This is a genomic window from Pseudomonas sp. So3.2b (genome assembly GCF_019464415.1).
Taxonomy (GTDB): Bacteria; Pseudomonadota; Gammaproteobacteria; order Pseudomonadales; family Pseudomonadaceae; genus Aquipseudomonas; species Aquipseudomonas shahriarae.
Genome location: NZ_CP080494.1, coordinates 876,567 through 895,896, shown reverse-complemented (window position 1 = coordinate 895,896; position 19,330 = coordinate 876,567). Strand labels below are relative to the sequence as shown.

Genomic DNA, 19,330 nt, shown 5'->3' with positions numbered 1-19,330 from the left:
CAACACTCATCGACCGGCGGCGTATCGGCAGGTGACCCTCGCCCTTACAACTCATCGCGGTCGCGTATCCTCAACGCTTCATCCATCTGGATTTCTTCGGTTTGCGTGTCGTCGCGGGTATCGACCTGAGCGTCTGACAGGCGTCCCTCGTACCGCCATAACGCATCCCGCTCCAGTACAAAAAGCTCACCGCTACTGGTCACGCGTTTCAAAAAGACACTGGGCTGAAGACCGGTGCCCAACACCATGACCTCCTCTTCCATCCTGGAAAAACTCGGGATGTATTTGAGGAGCGCCCCTTCGCGAACCGACAGATAAACGCTGGCTGGCCGTTGCGCATGGGCACGTACCACGCGCAGATAGAATCCGAGGAGGGTCGGGCCGACAAAGTTATTGATCAGCCTCTGTTCCTTGGGATCACTGCTTTGAGTAGACGGCATGCTTTTATAGACAAGCTGGGCAGCGACCACTTCATAGCGCGACGGGAACACGGGTAACGGCACCGGGCGGCCCACCGGCTGTACCAGAGGCTGTACCGGCCCGTCGGGCCCCGTGTAGAAAAGTGCCAGTTGCTGCGCCGTATCGAGCCCGGCCGCCAATGGTTGCGTTCCGACAAACGAGGTGCGCGTGGGGTTGCCCAATACGGCGGCCAGGTACTCCCGCCCCCGATACGGCGCGAGCCTGCGATGGATGGCGCGCGCTGCATCGTCGGCAAGGGAAAAGAGCGGGCCACAGGCCTGCCAGGTTGCAAAAAAGCCTTCCCCCGTACCGGGTCGCCAATCGGCGGCGACCCGCACAGTGCCGGACCAGACACGGCCCTCGATCAATATATCCAGATTGCCTCGGGCAATCAGGCTGCGCACGTAGTCGAGCATGCGGGCGCCCCCCTGCAGTAGCTGCAAACGCAGGGTCTGTAGCGTGCCCAGGGTGTCCAGTTGCTCATCAGTGCCAAGGTACTGATACCTGAGCAGCGCGCCGTCCAGGCACGACAGGTAAAACGTTAGTTTTTTGTCCTTGAGCCCGTGAATGGAGAAGCGTATCCCCGTATCAATATCCGAGGGCAGAAAGAACGCCTGATGCAACGGGTCATCCTCCGCTGTCAGAACCTCCCGGGTAGCACAGAGGTAGAAACCTTCGAGCGTATAGCCCTGGGGAAACAGGCCCTGGGGGAAAACCTGGTTGTAGTCGCGATAGCTCTGGCGCACCAGCGGCAGACTGACCATGTAATGCCCCGATCTGTGCGACTTGAAGATGTAGCCGAACTGCAGGCTTTCGCCGTGCCTGCAGTGCTCATGGGCATAGCGCACGGCATCCTGTTCCTGAGTGAAGACCGGGCTGAACGGCGGATCGGCCAGCGAGTTCCTGATCAATAACGGCTCAGGTCGGTCGAGGTTGGCAATGAACGGGGTGCTGATCCTGCGGGGCAGACCCCACACCTGGCTCCCCTCCACGACCCGCAATACACCGGCCTGGCCCAACCGGGAAACAAACTCGACCGGGGTCAGCGTGCCATCGCGCATCTGGCGCTCGACAAGGTTATCCAACAGTTCCGCCCGTTCGAGCTTCAACGGCAGCAAGGCCTTTTTCAGCTCATCCTCCAGGACTGTATGGCTTCGGGTGTAACTGAGCACACAGCCGTCACTGCCCAATAGATACTCACGGGTCAGGCGCGTGTCCGGGGACTGCAACGATGAACTGATCACCCGGGTGGAGAGCATGTTGCGATAGACGTTTTTTTGCGTGACCTCCAGAGCAAACGGCAACTCCCGCACCGGGCTGGTGCGGTAGCGCGCGACAATCGTGTGTCCCGCCGGAAAGCCCCCGGAGGCGACCACTTCATCCGGCAGGATCCACTTGGGATCGAAATCTTCCCGAGGCACCCTCAACGGTTCGGTCGCCACGAACAGGCCGTCAGGGCGTTTGAGGATCACCCCCCCCATCCCTCCGTTATCGTGATTGCTCAGCTGCGAGCGCACATGCCGCACCGCATCATCCTGCTCCTGGAAAGCCGGCCCCAGGCGACGACGGATAAAGTTCCTATAGGGCCGCCATAACACAGCGTTTTCGCTCACCGGGCCCCGTCGGTCCCAGCACTGGCTGCTGTACAACACCCGCAAGTCTCCGGCCTTGGCAATCAGCGAAATATAGCGGCGGGTATCCAGGGAGCCATTGCGCAGGCTCATGCCCTGGATCGTCACACCGTCCCCGCCACTACTCTGCTTGAGCAATGACGAAGCCTGGGGCTGATACCGCAGCAAGGCCCCGTCCAACGTCGAAAAATACACCGGCAGCACGGGAGTGGTGGAAGACCGCGGTAAATTCCGGGCATCCTCTTCAGCACGCAACAACACCTCGGGCGTGACAAAAAAACTCGTCAGCCAGGCCTCTGTCGTGGATAGCCCCACGGGCAGCCATTGCTGTGAATACAGCAGGCCCACCAGGACAAACCCCTTGGCGAAATCGCCACCGGCCAGATACCCGGCGCCTCGGGTGGAATCACTCAACCAACGCCCGTCCGGCTTGACCGGCAACAGTTCACTGACCACGAATTCATCGCGTTGTGGGTGTTTGAGGATGTAGGCCGCCCCTCCCTGGGCATCCAGGTTCCTGCCGTACCAGCGAACGTGGGCGTTGAGTGCCGCCGCGTCCTGGCTGTTGAAAATCGCACCAAACGCCGGGGCTTGCAGAGCCACTTCGGCGTACTCGAAGTTGGGCGTCCAGTCGTTGTAGACCTTGCCACGCGGCCCCCACAACTGGCTGCGAATCAGCACCTGCAGATTGCCCGCCTCCGCCAGGCGGCTGACAATGTCCACGGGCTTGAGCTTGCCGCTTTCCAACCGTTCGAAATACCCATGCTGGCCCGGCTCGCGGGTGGTGTTGTTGAGCACCAGCAATTCATTGGCCGAGCCACTGGGGGTGTAGCCGATCAGGTTGTTCGGCGACCCGCTCAGATAGGCCGGCTGCCGGGACTCGATCACCGAGCGGATCTCCCTGTCCGAGAACATCGTGATATTCACCTCCAGGTCGGCAAGGGTCCAGCCAAGACGCCGCTGGCGCCCCAGGTCACTCAAGGACAAAGCCGCATGGGACGCGTAGCGGGCATGAATTTCATAACCCGCCGGGGGCACCAGCAAGCCACTGCCCTGTGTCGGCAGCAGCAGGTCGGAGGCAAAGCCGTCACCGTGGATGCTCACCGGATCAGTGAACACAAACCGCCCGTCGGTCTTCTTGAGGAGGTAGCCACCCAGAGCGGTCCCACGGCGAAAGCCGATCTTCTCGTGGGCATGGCGTGCGGCGTCATCGGCCGTCAGGAACGAGGCACTGAGCACCATGGCGCCCGAGCCCAACGGCAGTTGCTCAAGGTCATGCATCGGCCCCAGGACGTTCCATAACCCGCCCTGCTGAAGCACCACCAACTCCCCAGCGCGGATGACCCGGCGCACGAACTCGCGCGGGGTCAGCGAGCCATCGAGCAAGGCGGCCTGGTTGCCGTTGTCGGTTACTGCCTGGCCCGCCACGCTGAACAGTTCGTTGGCGGTCTGCGCACTCGGCACCTGCCAATGCAGCAGCGCGTTGTCGGCGGTCTGCAGATACAGCTTGAACCCCAGTCCGGCGATTTGCAGGCCGAAGGTGGCGATGGCCTGAGTCATGGCGTCCACCCACAGCGCCGGGCTGGCAAAGCGCTTGTACAACCAGGCTTCGCTGGCCGGCAATTGCCCGGGCTCGAAGCGCGGTGCGTTCCGGTAGACGCCGACCACCCGATAGTTAGAGAGCAGTTTCGGCTGACCGTCGGCGCGGGTCGGGAACAGGCTTGCCAGGGTCGAGCCCGCCGCCACCGGTAACGTCGCGACATACGACGAGCGGGTCTGATGCTTGAGGACAAACCCCTGGTATGCAGCAGGCGGCAGCGAGTCGAGATTATTCAGGGCGATCAGCGCCGCCACATGCCCCATGCCGGCGACCGGCGTAAAGAACGGCTGTTCCTGCACACTGCCGGCGGGGGCGACCGGGTTGCCGAGACGCCAGCCTCTGGATATCCGACCGCGAGCACCGCCCCAGACACGATTGGGCAAAACCACCCGCAGGTCTCCAACATCCGCAAAGCCCCAGATGGCCCCTTCAAAGTCAGTGAATGGCTCGATCTCCAGCTCGCCGGTCAGTTGCTTGAGCAGCTTCTGCTCCGCTGCCGAGCCGCTGCTCATGTACTTGAGCAAAGAGCCCTCCGGCCCCGAGAGATAGTGGGCCGGGGCGAACTCGCGGTTACCGATGATAAACGCCTGGTCGGCCGACGAGAAAAAGCTGATAAACACCCTGACCTGGTCGGCGGAAAACTGTTCGTGCAGCTGTTGTTCCCCAGCGGAGCCTGCCGGATGCGAATGGTAGAAGGCGTGGCAGTCATAGGGCGACGGTGCAATGAAGTAGTCATGCTCGTCGGTGGCCATCATGGTGCGGAAATCAAACTGAATGGACGCACCGGCCACCGGCTCAGTGGCGAAATAACGCCCGCCCTGTTTCAGTACCGCGCCGCCATACTCCTTGTCACGCCGCTCGCCGATCCGATTGTGGGCCCAGCGGGCAGCATCGTCGGCCGTGGCAAAAGGCGGGCTCAAGACGGGCTTGGGAATCAACGAACAAGCACGCCAGTGCCCATCGACCGGGCCAACCTTGTCCCAGATCTTCCCTGCCCGGATCACCGCCAAATGCCCGGCCGCTGCCACGCGCAGTACAAAATCCCGCGGCCGCAACGTGCCGGCAAGCAGCGCCGAATCAATCTGGTTATCCACCACCCGACCGCTGGGCGCGACGCGAAAAAGCTCCGTCTCAGCCGCCGAAAACCCACAGGTGTATCGCAACAACGCGCCATCGTTGAGGTTGCGATAGAACCACAGCTGGCGCCCCGGCCCCAGTAAATCCGTGGCCTGGTGCCCCTGATAAAGCTGGGTCGCCAGCTCAAGCGGAGTAAAGAAGTTACGGTACAGCCAGGGTTCCAGGGCGGCGAGCCGCACTGGCGTCGGGGTTTTTCCCAGATAGACCCCGACCCAATGAAAATGGTCGTGCACCACGCGCTTGCCATCCGGGGTGCGCGGGAAGAGCTGTTGAACCGACAGCGCCGGTGCGCCATCGGCCTGGGGTTCGCTCAGCACATAGTCTTCTTTGTCGACGTGCTTGAGGATAAACACCGGCCGTGTCCGCTGGGGGCTGCGCGCCTGCAGCACCGCCAACGCAGCCGTCAGTCCCGCCTGGACAGGCCCGCAGGCAGGCAGGTCGTAGGTGTGTGAAGCAAAGGGTGAATACGGCTGCCACTGCTTGGGAACGGTGCCCACCGAACCGCCCCACAAGGGACTGGACACCACAAAGGACAGTTGGCTGACACTGAGCACCTTCTTGATAAGGCTTTCCGGTTTGTTGTCGGGGATCCCGTCCTCATGATTGAAGTGCAGCTTTTGATCAAGCCAGACCCCGAAACGGCGCTCCTCTTCCGAGCCGCTGGTGACATGCTTGAGCAGCGCGCCGTCGGGAGCGGACAGATAGGACGCAGAGAAAAAACCGCGCTCCAGAATATTGATGGCCAGATCAATGTCCGAAAAAAAGCCGTTCAGCGCCCGGACCTGACGATCGGAAAACTGCGGATTATTGGCTTCGAACTCATCGAACAGATCGGGGTGAGAGTGGTAGTCGGCCACACACCGATAGCCTTCCGGGGCCAGGTACTGCCCATTGCTGTCGACCTTCAGTACCTTCCAGTGATCGAAACTATTGCGCTCCCCGGCGATGGGCTCGGTGGAATGAAAGTAACCATCCGCCAGGCTCTCCAGAATCACTCCGCCGTACTCCACATCCCGCCGCCGACCAATCTGCTGATGAGCATAACGAGCCGCATCATCCATGCTGGCAAAGGCCGGCCCCACTGGCGGCAGCACCGCATCTGACTGCAAACCGCCCCCGAACCAGCCGCGTTTAGGTCGCTCCATGACATCCCCTCCAATTGGATAATCGCTGTGGCCAGACGCTGGCCACACAGCCAGCCAAATAATCACCGCTGCGGCCTGGCAGGGGGCGCTAGATAGTTATCTGCCGTCGCGCCCTGCCCTATTCGGGCGCGCCTCACGCACCAGCATGCAAAACAGGCCCTCACTTGGTGCAGCGTGCCTTGCCCACCCAGTCGATAGCCCCTGCAACCGCGCGGTGCAGGCACTAGGCACAGCCTTTGCAAACGCTCCAGCAATGCCCCTATCTGCCCTCATGAAAATAATCAGTTCTGGAGATCGCACCATGAAGCGTCGCAGCTTGATCAAGGCTTTCACTCTGTCGGCATCCATTGCCGCCATGGGCCTGACCTGGACCGTCCAGGCCGCCGAGACCATCAAGGTCGGCATCCTGCATTCGCTGTCCGGGACCATGGCCATTTCCGAAACGTCCCTCAAGGATATGGCGCTGATGACCATCGACGAGATCAACGCCAAGGGCGGAGTGAACGGCAAGATGCTCGAAGCGGTGGTGGTCGACCCGGCCTCCAATTGGCCGCTGTTCGCCGAGAAGGGCCGACAGTTGCTGACCCAGGACAAGGTCGCGGTGGTGTTCGGCTGCTGGACCTCGGTGTCGCGTAAATCGGTACTCCCGGTGTTCGAAGAACTCAACGGCCTGCTGTTCTACCCGGTGCAATACGAAGGCGAAGAGATGTCGCCCAACGTCTTCTACACCGGCGCCGCGCCGAACCAGCAGGCGATCCCGGCGGTGGAATACCTGATGAGCGAAGAAGGCGGCAGCGCCAAGCGTTTCTTCCTGCTGGGCACCGACTACGTGTACCCGCGCACCACCAACAAGATCCTGCGTGCGTTCCTGCACTCCAAAGGCGTGGCCGACCAGGACATCGAAGAGGTCTACACCCCGTTCGGCCATAGCGATTACCAGACCATCGTGGCCAACATCAAAAAGTTCTCGGCGGGCGGCAAGACCGCCGTGGTCTCCACAGTCAATGGCGACTCCAACGTGCCGTTCTACAAGGAACTGGCCAACCAGGGCCTGAAGGCCACCGAGGTGCCGGTGGTGGCGTTCTCGGTGGGTGAAGAAGAACTGCGCGGCATCGACACCAAGCCGCTGGTGGGCAACCTGGCGGCGTGGAACTACTTCCAGTCGGTAGAAAACCCGGTCAACGCCAAGTTCGTCGCCGACTGGAAAGCCTACGCCAAGAAACACAACCTGCCGGGCGCCGATAAAGCGGTGACCAACGACCCGATGGAAGCCACCTACGTCGGCATCCATATGTGGGCGCAGGCCGCTGAGAAAGCCAAGTCCACCGACGTCGACAAGGTGCGCGAAGCCCTGGCCGGCCAGACTTTTGCGGCACCGTCGGGCTACACCCTGACCATGGACAAGACCAACCACCACCTGCATAAGCCGGTGATGATTGGCGAGATCCAGTCCGACGGCCAGTTCTCGGTGGTGTGGCAGACCGAAGGGCCGATCCGTGCCCAGCCTTGGAGCCCGTACATCCCTGGCAATGACAAGAAGCCGGATCACGCGGTGAAGAGCAACTAAACCGCACCACAGATCAAATGTGGGAGCAGGTCGAATCGCCGCTCCCACATAAACCTAGTCCGCGCATGACCAGGACATTTGTTTATGCCCACTGCCCTCCACCGCTTCCTCCTGGCCTGCCTGCTGTTGCTGCCCCTGGCCGCACACGCCGGTGATGCCGAAGACTTCCTCGCCGCCAACCCGAGCCAACAAGCCAAGCTGTTGCAGGACTGGGCCGCCCAGCCTGACCCGGCGCGCATCGAGTTGGTCAACGCCCTGCAACAAGGCCAACTCACGGTCAACGGCGAACCCAAGACCGTGCGCCTGAACAACCGCCTGCGCGGCCTGATCGATAATGTGCAGGCCAGCCAACAACTGCTCGCCGCCGATCCCACGGTGCGCCTGGCCGCTGCGCGGACCCTGCAAAAAAGCGCGCAGCCTGCGCAACTGAAATTCCTCGACCAGCAACTCGCCAGCGAAGCCGACGACGACGTCCACAGTGCCCTGAGCCTGGCCCTGGCCAACCTGCAACTGGTCGACCCCGATCCGGCCGTGCGCCTGGCTGCCGTGCGCCTGCTTGGCAGCACCGGCGACCCGCTGGCCCGCACGCGCCTGGAAGCCTTGCTGGCGCCCGGCGTGGAAACCGATGCCGGGGTGCACACCGCCGCCGAAACCAGCCTGGCCCAGGTCAAGCGCAAGTTGCTGGTGGGCGAGATCCTCGGGCAAGCCTTCAGCGGCATGTCCCTGGGTTCGATCCTGCTGCTGGCGGCCCTGGGCCTGGCGATCACCTTCGGCTTGCTCGGGGTGATCAACATGGCCCACGGCGAGATGTTGATGCTCGGTGCCTACTCCACCTACGTGGTGCAGTTGCTGATGCAGCGCTACATGCCCCAGGCAATCGAGTTCTACCCGCTGATCGCGCTGCCGGTGGCGTTTTTTGTCACCGCCGGCATCGGCATGGCCCTGGAACGCACGGTGATCCGTCACCTCTACGGCCGCCCCCTGGAAACCTTGCTCGCCACCTGGGGCATCAGCCTGATGCTGATCCAACTGGTGCGCCTGCTGTTCGGTGCACAGAACGTCGAAGTGGCCAACCCGGCCTGGCTGTCGGGCGGGATCCAGGTGCTGCCCAACCTGGTGCTGCCGTACAACCGCATCGTGATCATCGGCTTTGCGTTGTGCGTGGTGGTGCTGACCTGGCTGCTGCTGAACAAGACCCGCCTGGGCCTCAACGTGCGTGCCGTGACCCAGAACCGCAACATGGCCGCCTGCTGCGGCGTGCCCACCGGGCGTGTGGACATGCTCGCCTTTGGCCTCGGCTCGGGTATCGCCGGCTTAGGTGGCGTGGCCCTGAGCCAGATCGGCAACGTCGGCCCAGACCTGGGCCAGAGCTACATCATCGACTCGTTCCTGGTGGTGGTGCTCGGCGGGGTCGGCCAGTTGGCCGGCAGCGTCATGGCCGCCTTTGGCCTGGGGATCGCCAACAAGATTCTCGAACCGCAGATCGGTGCCGTACTCGGCAAGATCCTGATCCTCGCGCTGATCATTCTGTTTATCCAGAAACGCCCGCAAGGACTCTTCGCACTGAAAGGACGGGTGATCGACTGATGAACCAGCCATTGATGCTTACAGCCGCGCAAAAGGCCGGCCCCAAGGTAACGATCGCGGTGGGTGTGGTGATCCTCGCCGTGCTGCTGGCGTTGCCGCTGCTGTCGCTGCTGCCTGCCGATAACGCATTGCATGTCTCGGCCTACACCCTGACGCTGGTGGGCAAGATCCTCTGCTACGCCATCGTCGCCCTGGCCCTGGACCTGGTGTGGGGCTACGCCGGTATGTTGTCCCTGGGGCACGGCCTGTTTTTTGCCCTAGGCGGTTATGCCATGGGCATGTACCTGATGCGCCAGGCCGCCGGCAGCGAGTTGCCGGCGTTCATGACCTTCCTGTCGTGGACCGAACTGCCGTGGTATTGGCTCGGCACCCAGCACTTCCTCTGGGCCTTGTGCCTGGTGGTGTTGGCCCCGGGTTTGCTGGCGCTGGTGTTCGGCTTTTTTGCCTTTCGCTCGCGGATCAAGGGCGTGTATTTCTCGATCATGACCCAGGCCCTGACCTTTGCCGGGATGCTGTTGTTTTTCCGCAACGAGACCGGCTTTGGCGGCAATAACGGCTTTACCAACTTCCGCAGCATCCTGGGCTTCGGTATCACCGAGCCCGGTACCCGCGCGGTGCTGTTCCTGGCCACGGTGCTGCTGTTGGTGGGCAGCCTGTTTATCGGCTGGCGCCTGGCCCGGAGCAAGTTCGGGCGGGTGCTGACGGCCCTGCGCGACGCGGAAAACCGTCTGATGTTCTGCGGCTATGACCCGCGTGGCTTCAAGCTGTTTGTGTGGGTGTTGAGCGCGGTGCTGTGCGGCCTCGCCGGGGCGCTGTACGTGCCGCAAGTGGGCATCATCAACCCCAGCGAAATGTCGCCGACCAACTCCATCGAAGCCGCCGTATGGGTGGCCCTGGGCGGGCGCGGCACACTGATCGGCCCACTGCTGGGTGCAGGCGTGGTCAACGGTATGAAGAGCTGGTTCACCGTGGCCTTCCCGGAGTACTGGCTGTTCTTCCTGGGGGCACTGTTCATTATCGTCACCCTGTACCTGCCCAAGGGCATCATCGGCCTGCTGAAGAAAAGGGGCGAACAATGAGAGTCACGGCAACCGACCAGTTCATGCTCGAACCGATCATCGAACCGAACCGCGACCAGGGCACCAGCCGCGACGCCATCGGCCTCGGCCAGGCCGCCGGCAAGGGCCTCAATACCCGCCATGGCACGATCCTGACCCTGGAAGATATCAGCGTCAGCTTCGATGGTTTCAAGGCCCTCAACGACTTGAACCTGTACATCGGCGTCGGCGAATTGCGCTGCATCATCGGCCCCAACGGCGCGGGGAAGACCACGCTGATGGACGTCATCACCGGCAAGACCCGCCCCAGCCACGGCAAGGCGTGGTTCGGTGAAACCCTGGACCTGAGGCGCATGAGCGAAGTGCAGATCGCCCAGGCCGGTATCGGCCGCAAGTTCCAGAAGCCCACGGTGTTCGAGGCCCTGAGCGTGTTCGAGAACCTGGAGCTGGCACAGAAGACCGACAAATCGGTGTGGGCCAGCCTGCGCGCGCGTCTGAGCGGTGAACAGAAAGACCGCATTGAGGAGGTGCTCGACACTATTCGCCTGACCACGTCGGTACAGCGCCCGGCCGGTTTGCTGTCCCACGGCCAGAAGCAGTTCCTGGAGATCGGCATGCTGCTGATGCAAGACCCGCAACTGTTGCTGCTCGACGAGCCCGTGGCCGGCATGACCGACGCCGAGACCGAGTTCACCGCCGAACTGTTCAAGCGCCTGGCGGGCAAGCATTCGCTGATGGTGGTGGAGCACGACATGGGCTTTGTCGGCTCGATTGCCGACCATGTGACGGTGCTGCACCAGGGCAGCGTGCTGGCCGAAGGGTCGCTGGAGCAGGTGCAGGAAAACGAGCGGGTGATCGAGGTGTACCTCGGTCGCTAGGCCAGATGCAAGCCAGCTCCCACAGGGGATTTGAGGAGAGTTTGAACATGTTGCAAGTCGACAAACTGCACCAGTACTACGGCGGCAGCCACATCCTGCGCGGCCTTTCGTTCGACGTGAAAGTCGGTGAAGTCACCTGCCTGCTCGGCCGTAACGGCGTGGGCAAGACCACCCTGCTCAAATGCCTGATGGGCCTGCTGCCCGCCAAGGAAGGTGCGGTGAACTGGGAAGGCAAGGCCATCACCGGCTTCAAGCCGCACCAGCGGGTACACGCCGGCATCGCCTACGTGCCCCAGGGCCGCGAGATTTTCGGCCGGCTGACGGTGGAAGAAAACCTGCTGATGGGCCTGTCGCGTTTTCCCGGCAGCGAAGCCAGGGAAGTCCCGGCGTTTATCTACGAGCTGTTCCCAGTGCTGCTGCAAATGAAGCACCGGCGCGGTGGCGACCTGTCCGGTGGGCAACAGCAACAACTGGCCATCGGGCGCGCCCTGGCCAGCCGTCCGCGCCTGTTGATCCTCGATGAGCCCACCGAAGGTATCCAGCCGTCGGTGATCAAGGAGATCGGCGCGGTGATCAAGAAGCTCGCCGAGCGCGGCGACATGGCGATTTTGCTGGTGGAGCAGTTCTACGATTTTGCCGCCGAACTGGCCGATCAATACCTGGTGATGTCCCGGGGTGAGATCGTCCAGCAGGGCCGTGGTGAAAATATGGAGGCCGACGGTGTACGCGGCCTGGTTACCATCTAATCTGTAGCGTCCCGTTGATTAAGCCCTGACCATGACCGTTCCTGCCCCCACCGCCATGTTCACCCCCAGCTGGCACGCCGCGCTGGAGTTGGGCTATGCACGCTTCGGCGCCAGCACACGCCCGGTGATGCGCCGCCACCTGGGCCCGCTGCGGGTGCAAAAGCACCTGTACGCCGAAGGCCCCGAGGTGTGCCAGCACATCATCGTGCACCCGCCGGGCGGGATTGCCGGAGGGGATCGCCTGGAGATCACCGCCCACCTGGCTGAGGGCGCGTGGGCGCAATTGACCAGCCCCGGCGCCGCCAAGTGGTACCGCGCCAGCGGGCCGGCCTATCAGCAGGTGGCTTTGACGGTCGAGGCCGGCGCCACCCTGGAGTGGCTGCCCCAGGAAACCATTGTGTTCAGTGCGGCCCAGGCCGAACTCAGCACCCGCATCGACCTGCACGGCGACGCCCGGCTGTTGTACTGGGATGTGGTGGCGCTGGGGCGCCCGGCCAGTGGCGAGCGTTTCGAGCGCGGGCACTTCCAGTCGCACCTGGACATCCGCCGCGACGGCCAGTTGCTCTGGCATGAGCGCCAGCGCATCGTCGGCGACGACGGCCTACTCGACTCGCCGATCGGCCTGGATGGCCAGCCGGTGTTTGCCACCTTGCTGGTGACCGGTGAAATCGACAGTGAACTGCTGGAACAGTGTCGCGCCCTGCCCCATGCAGTACGCGGCGACCTGACCCAGTTGCCGGGCTTGCTGGTGGCGCGCTGCCTGGCCAGCGAGACCCTGCTGGCGCGGGCGTGGTTGATTGATTTATGGCGACTGTTGCGCCCGGCACTGCTGGGGCGTGAGGCTGTACCCCCAAGAATTTGGAACACATGAAGGTGGAACCGGGCTTGTGTGGGAGCGGGTTCCCACAATGAATCTTCGGTGTTTTTTAGAATGCTTTTTATGACGGACTGCTGACCATGGACCTGACCCCAAGGGAAAAAGACAAACTGCTGATCTTCACCGCAGGCCTGGTGGCCGAGCGCCGCCTGGCGCGCGGGGTGAAGCTCAATTACCCGGAAACCATCGCCTATATCTCCGCCGCCCTGCTTGAAGGCGCGCGCGACGGGCGCACCGTGGCCGACCTGATGCACTTTGGCACCACCCTGCTCAGTCGCGAGCAAGTGATGGAAGGCATCCCGGAGATGATCCCGGATATCCAGGTTGAAGCCACTTTCCCGGACGGCACCAAACTGGTGACCGTCCACCAACCCATCGCCTGAGGCCCGGCCATGTCCTTGCTGATTCGTGACGCGGTGCACGGCGACCTGCCGGCCATCTGCGATATCTACAACGATGCCGTGCTCAACAGCACCGCCATCTGGAACGACCAACCCGTGGACCTGGGCAATCGCCAGGCCTGGTTCAGTGCGCGCCAGGCGCAGTGCTATCCGATCCTGGTGGCGGTGGAGGCCGAGGAGGTGGTCGGCTATACCTCGTTCGGCGATTGGCGGCCCTTCGACGGTTTTCGCCACACCGTCGAACATTCGGTGTACGTGCGCAACGACCAACGCGGCAAAGGCCTTGGCCCCTTGCTGATGCAGGCACTGATCGAGCGCGCCAGGGCCTGTGACAAACACGTGATGGTCGCCGCCATCGAAAGCGGCAACCAGGCCTCGATCCGCCTGCATGAGCGCCTGGGCTTCAGTGTCACCGGGCAGATGGCCCAGGTAGGCACCAAGTTTGGCCGCTGGCTGGACCTGACCTTTATGCAACTGCTGCTCAACCCCGGCGCCCAGCCGCCGGCGGTTCACAAGGAGTAATAGCGATGAACGCTGCCCAACTGCGTCGAGTGAATGCCGAAAGTTTTGCCCATTACCGCCAGGGCTTGATTGAGTTGTTGCTGGACGCCGTGCAGCACGGCGCATCGGTAGGTTTCATGGCCGACCTCGACGCGGCCCAGGCGCGCAGCTACTTCGATGGCGTACAAGCCGGCGTCGAGGACGCCAGCGTGTTGCTGTGGGTGGTGGTGCGTAATGAGCAAGTCCTGGCCAGCGTGCAACTGGCGCTGTGCCAGAAAGCCAATGGCCTCAACCGTGCCGAGGTGCAGAAACTATTGGTGCGCAATGACGCCCGGCGCCACGGCCTCGGCCAGCAATTGATGAGCGCCCTGGAGCTGTGCGCGCGCCAGCACAAGCGCGGCCTGCTGTACCTGGACACCGAAGCTGGCTCCCCCGCCGAAGCCTTCTACCAGGCCCTGCGCTACACCAAAATCGGCGAGCTGCCGGACTACTGCCAAAGCCCGGACGGGCGCTACAGCCCGACCGCCATCTACTACAAGACCCTGGGGCAACCTGCATGATTCCTGGCCAATTCCAGATCCAGCCTGGCGACATCGAATTGAATGTGGGCCGGCGCACATTGAGCCTGAGCGTGGCCAACAGTGGCGACCGGCCGATCCAGGTCGGCTCCCATTACCATTTTTTCGAGACCAACGACGCGCTGACCTTTGACCGCGCCCTCAGCCGCGGCATGCGCCTGAACATCCCGGCGGGCACGGCGGTGCGCTTTGAACCGGGGCAGAGTCGCGAGGTGGAGTTGGTGGAGCTGGCAGGGTTGCGCCGGGTGTTTGGCTTTGCCGGACGGATCATGGGCGACCTCGACTGACTGATCGTTCCCACGCTCCGCGTGGGAACGCCGCCTGGGACGCTCCGCGTCCCGCTCTTAACGTCGTGACGCAGAGCGTCAGCGGATGCATCCCCACGCAGAGCGTGGGAACGATCAACACAAATTTTTCAGGACACCCCAATGAAAATCAGCCGCCAAGCCTACGCCGACATGTTCGGCCCCACCGTCGGCGACAAGGTCCGCCTGGCCGATACCGAGCTGTGGATCGAAGTCGAACAGGACTTCACCACCTACGGCGAAGAAGTGAAGTTCGGCGGCGGCAAGGTCATCCGGGACGGCCAGGGCCAGAGCCAACTGCTGGCCGCCGAGGTGGTCGACACAGTGATCACCAACGCGCTGATCATCGACCACTGGGGCATCGTCAAGGCCGATGTCGGCCTGAAAAATGGCCGCATCGCCGGGATCGGCAAGGCCGGCAACCCGGACATCCAGCCCGGCGTGACCCTGGCCATCGGCGCCAGCACGGAAGTGATTGCCGGCGAAGGCATGATCCTCACCGCCGGCGGCATCGACACCCATGTGCACTTCATTTGCCCGCAGCAGATCGAAGAGGCGCTGACCAGTGGCGTCACCACCATGATCGGCGGCGGCACGGGCCCGGCAACCGGCACCAACGCCACCACCTGCACCTCCGGCCCGTGGCACCTGGCGCGCATGCTGCAATCAGCCGACGCGTTTGCGATGAACTTGGGCTTTACCGGCAAGGGCAACGCCAGCCTGCCCGAGCCTTTGATCGAGCAGGTCAAGGCTGGGGCGATTGGCTTGAAGCTGCATGAAGACTGGGGCACCACCCCGGCCAGCATCGACAACTGCCTGAGCGTGGCCGACGAGTACGACGTGCAGGTGGCAATCCACAGCGACACGCTCAACGAGTCGGGCTTTGTCGAAACCACCCTCGCCGCCCTCAAGGGCCGCACCATCCACACCTATCACACCGAGGGTGCCGGCGGCGGGCATGCGCCGGATATCATCAAGGCCTGCGGCTTTCCTAACGTGCTGCCCAGCTCCACCAACCCGACCCGGCCGTTCACCCGCAATACCATCGACGAACACCTGGACATGCTGATGGTCTGCCATCACCTCGACCCAAGCATTGCCGAGGACGTGGCCTTCGCCGAAAGCCGCATCCGCCGCGAGACCATCGCTGCCGAAGACATCCTGCATGACCTCGGCGCCTTTTCGATGATCAGCTCCGACAGCCAGGCCATGGGCCGCGTAGGCGAAGTGATCATGCGCACCTGGCAAACCGCCGACAAGATGAAGAAACAGCGCGGGCCGCTGCCCGGCGACGGCGAGGGCAATGACAACTTCCGCGCCAAGCGCTATATCGCCAAGTACACCATCAACCCGGCGATCACCCACGGTATCAGCCATGAAGTGGGCTCCATCGAAGTCGGCAAATGGGCCGACCTGGTGTTGTGGCGCCCGGCGTTCTTCGGCATCAAGCCCACGTTGATCCTCAAGGGCGGGGCAATTGCGTCCAGCCTGATGGGCGATATCAACGGCTCGATCCCCACCCCGCAGCCGGTGCACTACCGCCCGATGTTCGCCAGCTTCGGCAGCTCGCTGCACGCCACCAGCCTGACGTTTATCAGCCAGGCGGCGCTGGCCGAGGGCCTGCCGCAGGCGTTGGGCCTGAAGAAGCAGATCGCCGTGGTCAAGGGGTGCCGCCAGGTGCAGAAGACCGACCTGATCCACAACGACTACCTGCCAGACATCGACGTAGACCCGCAGACCTACCAGGTCAAGGCCGATGGCGAACTGTTGTGGTGCGAGCCGGCGGACGTGCTGCCGATGGCCCAGCGTTACTTCCTGTTCTGACCGTTCATCGGCAGATACCCGCCGTGCCAGTGAAGCGAAGAGGTGTAAGGCGCTACGATGCGCCACGCTTCTTCACTGTCTTGCACTTGGGAACCTGGCTATGCGCCTATCCGAATTCATCGTGTTACATGCCGACCGGATCGTCGATGAATGGGAACAGTTTGCCGAAACCTTGACCCCGGCCGCCGAAACCCTGAACCGCACGCAACTGCGCGACCACGCGCACTCCATCCTGCTGGCCGCTGCGCGGGACATGAACACCCGCCAGAGCGCCAGCGAACAGGCGGCCAAGGCCAAGGGCGAAGGCCTGGAAAAAACCCCGAGCCTGGACGAAGCCGCCGCCAGCCATGGCGAGCTGCGCCATACCGTTGGCTTTGACCTGGTACAGATGACCTCCGAGTTCCGCCACCTGCGCGCTTGCGTGATCCGCCTGTGGGTCAATCACCTGGAATCGCCAGAGCTGACCTATTTCCAGGACATGATCCGCTTCAACGAAGCCATCGACGAAGCCCTGGCCGAATCCACGGCGGCCTACGCCGAGCAGGTCAATCGCTCGCGGGATATCTTCCTCGCCATCCTCGGCCACGACCTGCGCGCACCGTTGCAGGCGGTGAAGATGTCCACCGAGATGTTGTTGCGCAAAGCCCCGCTGGACAGCAAAGGCCTGAGCCTGGTGGGCAATATCCAGAATGGCGCCCGGCATATGGGAGCGATGGTCAGCGATCTCTTGGAGTTTGTGCGCAGCCGGCTGGGCAGCAGCCTGCCGATCGAGCCCAAACCGATGAACCTGGCCGATGCAGCCAGGGAGGCCATCGCCGAAGCGTGCGCAGGCCGCCCGGATTGCCAGGTTCACTTGCATACCGACGGGGACACCCAAGGGCAGTGGGATCGCGGGCGCATTGATCAACTGCTGCAGAATCTGATCGGCAATGCGTTACAGCACGGGCTCAACGGCCAGGCGCCGACCCTGAGCCTCGACGGCACCGCCGACAGCGTGGAACTGCGCATGCACAACTTTGGCCCGCCGATTCCCCAGGCGGCGCTGGGTACCGTATTCGACCCGCTGGTGCGCAGCGCCACTGAAGAACTGGGCAGCAACTCGACCAGCCTTGGGCTGGGGTTGTTTATCGTCAAGGAAGTGGTGCAGGCCCACCGAGGCACGATTGAAGTGGCGTCCAGCGAGGCGGGGGGCACCACGTTTACCGTGGTACTGCCACGCCGATAGGCCACGCAAATCCTTTGTGTGTCGAGCTTTAGCGAGGCTGCGATAGCGGTGGGTCAGCCAACATCAATACTGGCTATGCCGCCGCCATCGCAGCCTCGCTGGGGCTCGACAGCTCCCACAGTAAACTTGCGTTCCTGACACAGATTGAGAGGCGCCGCCAATCCCTGTGGGAGCTGTCGAGCTTTAGCGAGGCTGCGATAGCGGTGGGTCAGCCAACATCCACGCTGGCAATGCCGCCGCCATCGCAGCCTCGCCGGGGCTCGACAGCTCCCACAGTAAACTTGCGTTCCTGACACAGACTGAGAGGCGCCGCCGATCCCTGTGGGAGCTGTCGAGCTTTAGCGAGGCTGCGATAGCGGTGGGTCAGCCAACATCAATACTGGCAATGCCGCCGCCATCGCAGCCTCGCCGGGGCTCGACAGCTCCCACATTGGACTGGTGTTCCTGACACAGATTGAGAGGCGCCGCCAATCCCTGTGGGAGCTGTCGAGCTTTAGCGAGGCTGCGATAGCGGTGGGTCAGCCAACGTCAATGCTTGCAGTGCCGCCGCCATCGCAGCCTCGCCGGGGCTCGACAGCTCCCACATTGGACTGGTGTTCCTGACACAGATTGAGAGGCGCCGCCAATCCCCGTGGGAGCTGTCGAGCTTTAGCGAGGCTGCGATAGCGGTGGGTCAGCCAACGTCAATGCTTGCAGTGCCGCCGCCATCGCAGCCTCGCTGGGGCTCGACAGCTCCCACAGTAAACTTGCGTTCCTGACACAGATTGAGAGGCGCCGCCGATCCCTGTGGGAGCTGTCAGCGGTTCCAGGTTTCCCGTGGATCAAAGTTGGCCTTTTTCGCCAATTCCTGCCACAGCGCCTTGACCTCTTCGTCGCTGCTTTTCGGCATCACTGCCTTGAGCTGCACAAACAGATACCCGCGCTGCCCGGCCTTGTTCAGCAAGCCATGGCCCTTGGCCCGCATGCGCTGGCCATTCTGGCTGCCGGCCGGGACTTTGAGGTTGATCTTGCCGGTCAGGGTCGGCACCGCGACTTCTGCACCCAGGGCCAATTCCCACGGTGCCAGCGGCAAATTAATCACCAGGTTTTCGCCTTCCACCTCAAACTTCGGATGCGGCGCAAAGCGGATGATCAGGTACAGGTCGCCATTCGCGCCACCACCAATCCCCGGTGCGCCCTGGCCCTTGAGGCGGATGCGCTCGCCATCGGCCACGCCGGCCGGGATCTTCACGTTCAGGCTCTTGGTGGTGTTGCTGACGTGCTGGCCCGCCGCATTGTATTGCGGCACCTGGAAGCTGATCGCCTTGGACTCGGTAGACAGCGTCTCTTCCAGGAACACCGGCAGCTCCATCTCCACATCCTGGCCGCGACGGCCGGGGCTGCGCCCTTGAGCGCCGCCGAAGCCGTTGCCACGCGAACCAAAGATCGAGCTGAAGAAGTCCGAAAACTCGCCCGTGTCCTGGCCACCGCCGAACCCGCCACGGCTCTGCCAGCCTGGCGGCCCCTGGAAAGGTTGACCGTGCTGGCCATAGCGGCGCAATTCGTCATATTCGGCGCGCTTGTCGGCACTTTTCAGCGCTTCATAGGCTTCCGAGGCGTCCTTGAACTTCTCTTCCGCGTCCTTTTCCTTGCTGACGTCGGGATGATACTTACGGGCCAGCTTGCGATAAGCGGCCTTGATTTGCTTGTCATCGGCCGTCGGCTCGACACCAAGAATCTTGTAATAGTCTTTGAAATCCATGGGGGCATCACCATCCGTTATCGAGATCGCACAGTCGAGCCCTGCCTGCCGGGGCATTGCGGGGCGATTC

14 protein-coding genes are annotated in these 19,330 nt (G+C 62.8%); 12 read left to right on the top strand and 2 right to left on the bottom strand.

All coding sequences use genetic code 11. The features are described 5' to 3' along the window. Positions 1 to 44 precede the first annotated feature (44 nt). Positions 45 to 5,972, bottom strand: coding sequence for a DUF4329 domain-containing protein (locus tag K1X80_RS03895; RefSeq protein ID WP_057958192.1), 5,928 nt, complete (start codon positions 5,970 to 5,972; stop codon positions 45 to 47). A gap of 301 nt (positions 5,973 to 6,273) precedes the next feature. Here K1X80_RS03895 and urtA point away from each other — a divergent pair, with 301 nt between their 5' ends. The 12 genes from urtA (at position 6,274) to K1X80_RS03835 (ending at position 17,519) form a co-directional block, all read left to right on the top strand. Continuing rightward, complete coding sequence (gene urtA, locus K1X80_RS03890) at positions 6,274 to 7,539, top strand: urea ABC transporter substrate-binding protein (RefSeq protein WP_220172670.1); 1,266 nt, start codon at positions 6,274 to 6,276, stop codon at positions 7,537 to 7,539. An 84-nt stretch (positions 7,540 to 7,623) separates the two neighbouring features. Next, complete coding sequence (urtB, locus tag K1X80_RS03885) at positions 7,624 to 9,126, top strand: urea ABC transporter permease subunit UrtB (RefSeq protein ID WP_128593127.1); 1,503 nt, start codon at positions 7,624 to 7,626, stop codon at positions 9,124 to 9,126. Continuing rightward, on the top strand, positions 9,126 to 10,205 hold the full coding sequence (gene urtC, locus K1X80_RS03880) for an urea ABC transporter permease subunit UrtC (RefSeq protein ID WP_057437513.1): 1,080 nt from the start codon (positions 9,126 to 9,128) through the stop codon (positions 10,203 to 10,205). Before urtB ends, urtC begins: the two co-directional genes overlap by 1 nt. Continuing rightward, positions 10,202 to 11,062 carry an urea ABC transporter ATP-binding protein UrtD gene (gene urtD / locus K1X80_RS03875; protein ID WP_408980317.1) on the top strand — a complete coding sequence of 287 codons (861 nt, stop codon included), beginning with the start codon at positions 10,202 to 10,204 and terminating at the stop codon, positions 11,060 to 11,062. Before urtC ends, urtD begins: the two co-directional genes overlap by 4 nt. A gap of 47 nt (positions 11,063 to 11,109) precedes the next feature. After that, the gene (gene urtE, locus K1X80_RS03870; RefSeq protein ID WP_057437509.1) at positions 11,110 to 11,808 is read left to right on the top strand and encodes an urea ABC transporter ATP-binding subunit UrtE; all 699 of its coding nucleotides are present in this window, start codon (positions 11,110 to 11,112) and stop codon (positions 11,806 to 11,808) included. Positions 11,809 to 11,839: 31 nt separating this feature from the next. Beyond that, entirely contained in the window at positions 11,840 to 12,679 is an 840-nt protein-coding gene (locus tag K1X80_RS03865; protein WP_200659396.1) for an urease accessory protein UreD, read from the top strand. 86 nt (positions 12,680 to 12,765) lie between these two features. Then, on the top strand, positions 12,766 to 13,068 hold the full coding sequence (locus tag K1X80_RS03860) for an urease subunit gamma (protein ID WP_032862374.1): 303 nt from the start codon (positions 12,766 to 12,768) through the stop codon (positions 13,066 to 13,068). A gap of 9 nt (positions 13,069 to 13,077) precedes the next feature. Then, complete coding sequence (locus K1X80_RS03855) at positions 13,078 to 13,608, top strand: GNAT family N-acetyltransferase (RefSeq protein WP_220172669.1); 531 nt, start codon at positions 13,078 to 13,080, stop codon at positions 13,606 to 13,608. A 5-nt stretch (positions 13,609 to 13,613) separates the two neighbouring features. Next, positions 13,614 to 14,147, top strand: a complete 534-nt coding sequence (locus tag K1X80_RS03850; RefSeq protein ID WP_057437504.1) for a GNAT family N-acetyltransferase — start codon at positions 13,614 to 13,616, stop codon at positions 14,145 to 14,147. Further along, positions 14,144 to 14,452: an urease subunit beta gene (locus tag K1X80_RS03845; RefSeq protein WP_057958190.1), complete on the top strand. Its 309-nt coding sequence runs from the start codon at positions 14,144 to 14,146 to the stop codon at positions 14,450 to 14,452. Before K1X80_RS03850 ends, K1X80_RS03845 begins: the two co-directional genes overlap by 4 nt. A gap of 141 nt (positions 14,453 to 14,593) precedes the next feature. Further along, positions 14,594 to 16,294, top strand: a complete 1,701-nt coding sequence (gene ureC / locus K1X80_RS03840) for an urease subunit alpha (protein ID WP_115127279.1) — start codon at positions 14,594 to 14,596, stop codon at positions 16,292 to 16,294. Positions 16,295 to 16,394: 100 nt separating this feature from the next. Beyond that, positions 16,395 to 17,519 carry a sensor histidine kinase KdpD gene (locus K1X80_RS03835; RefSeq protein WP_169959875.1) on the top strand — a complete coding sequence of 375 codons (1,125 nt, stop codon included), beginning with the start codon at positions 16,395 to 16,397 and terminating at the stop codon, positions 17,517 to 17,519. Positions 17,520 to 18,315: 796 nt separating this feature from the next. Here K1X80_RS03835 and K1X80_RS03830 read toward each other — a convergent pair. Continuing rightward, positions 18,316 to 19,260, bottom strand: coding sequence for a DnaJ C-terminal domain-containing protein (locus K1X80_RS03830; protein WP_120731426.1), 945 nt, complete (start codon positions 19,258 to 19,260; stop codon positions 18,316 to 18,318). Positions 19,261 to 19,330 lie beyond the last annotated feature (70 nt).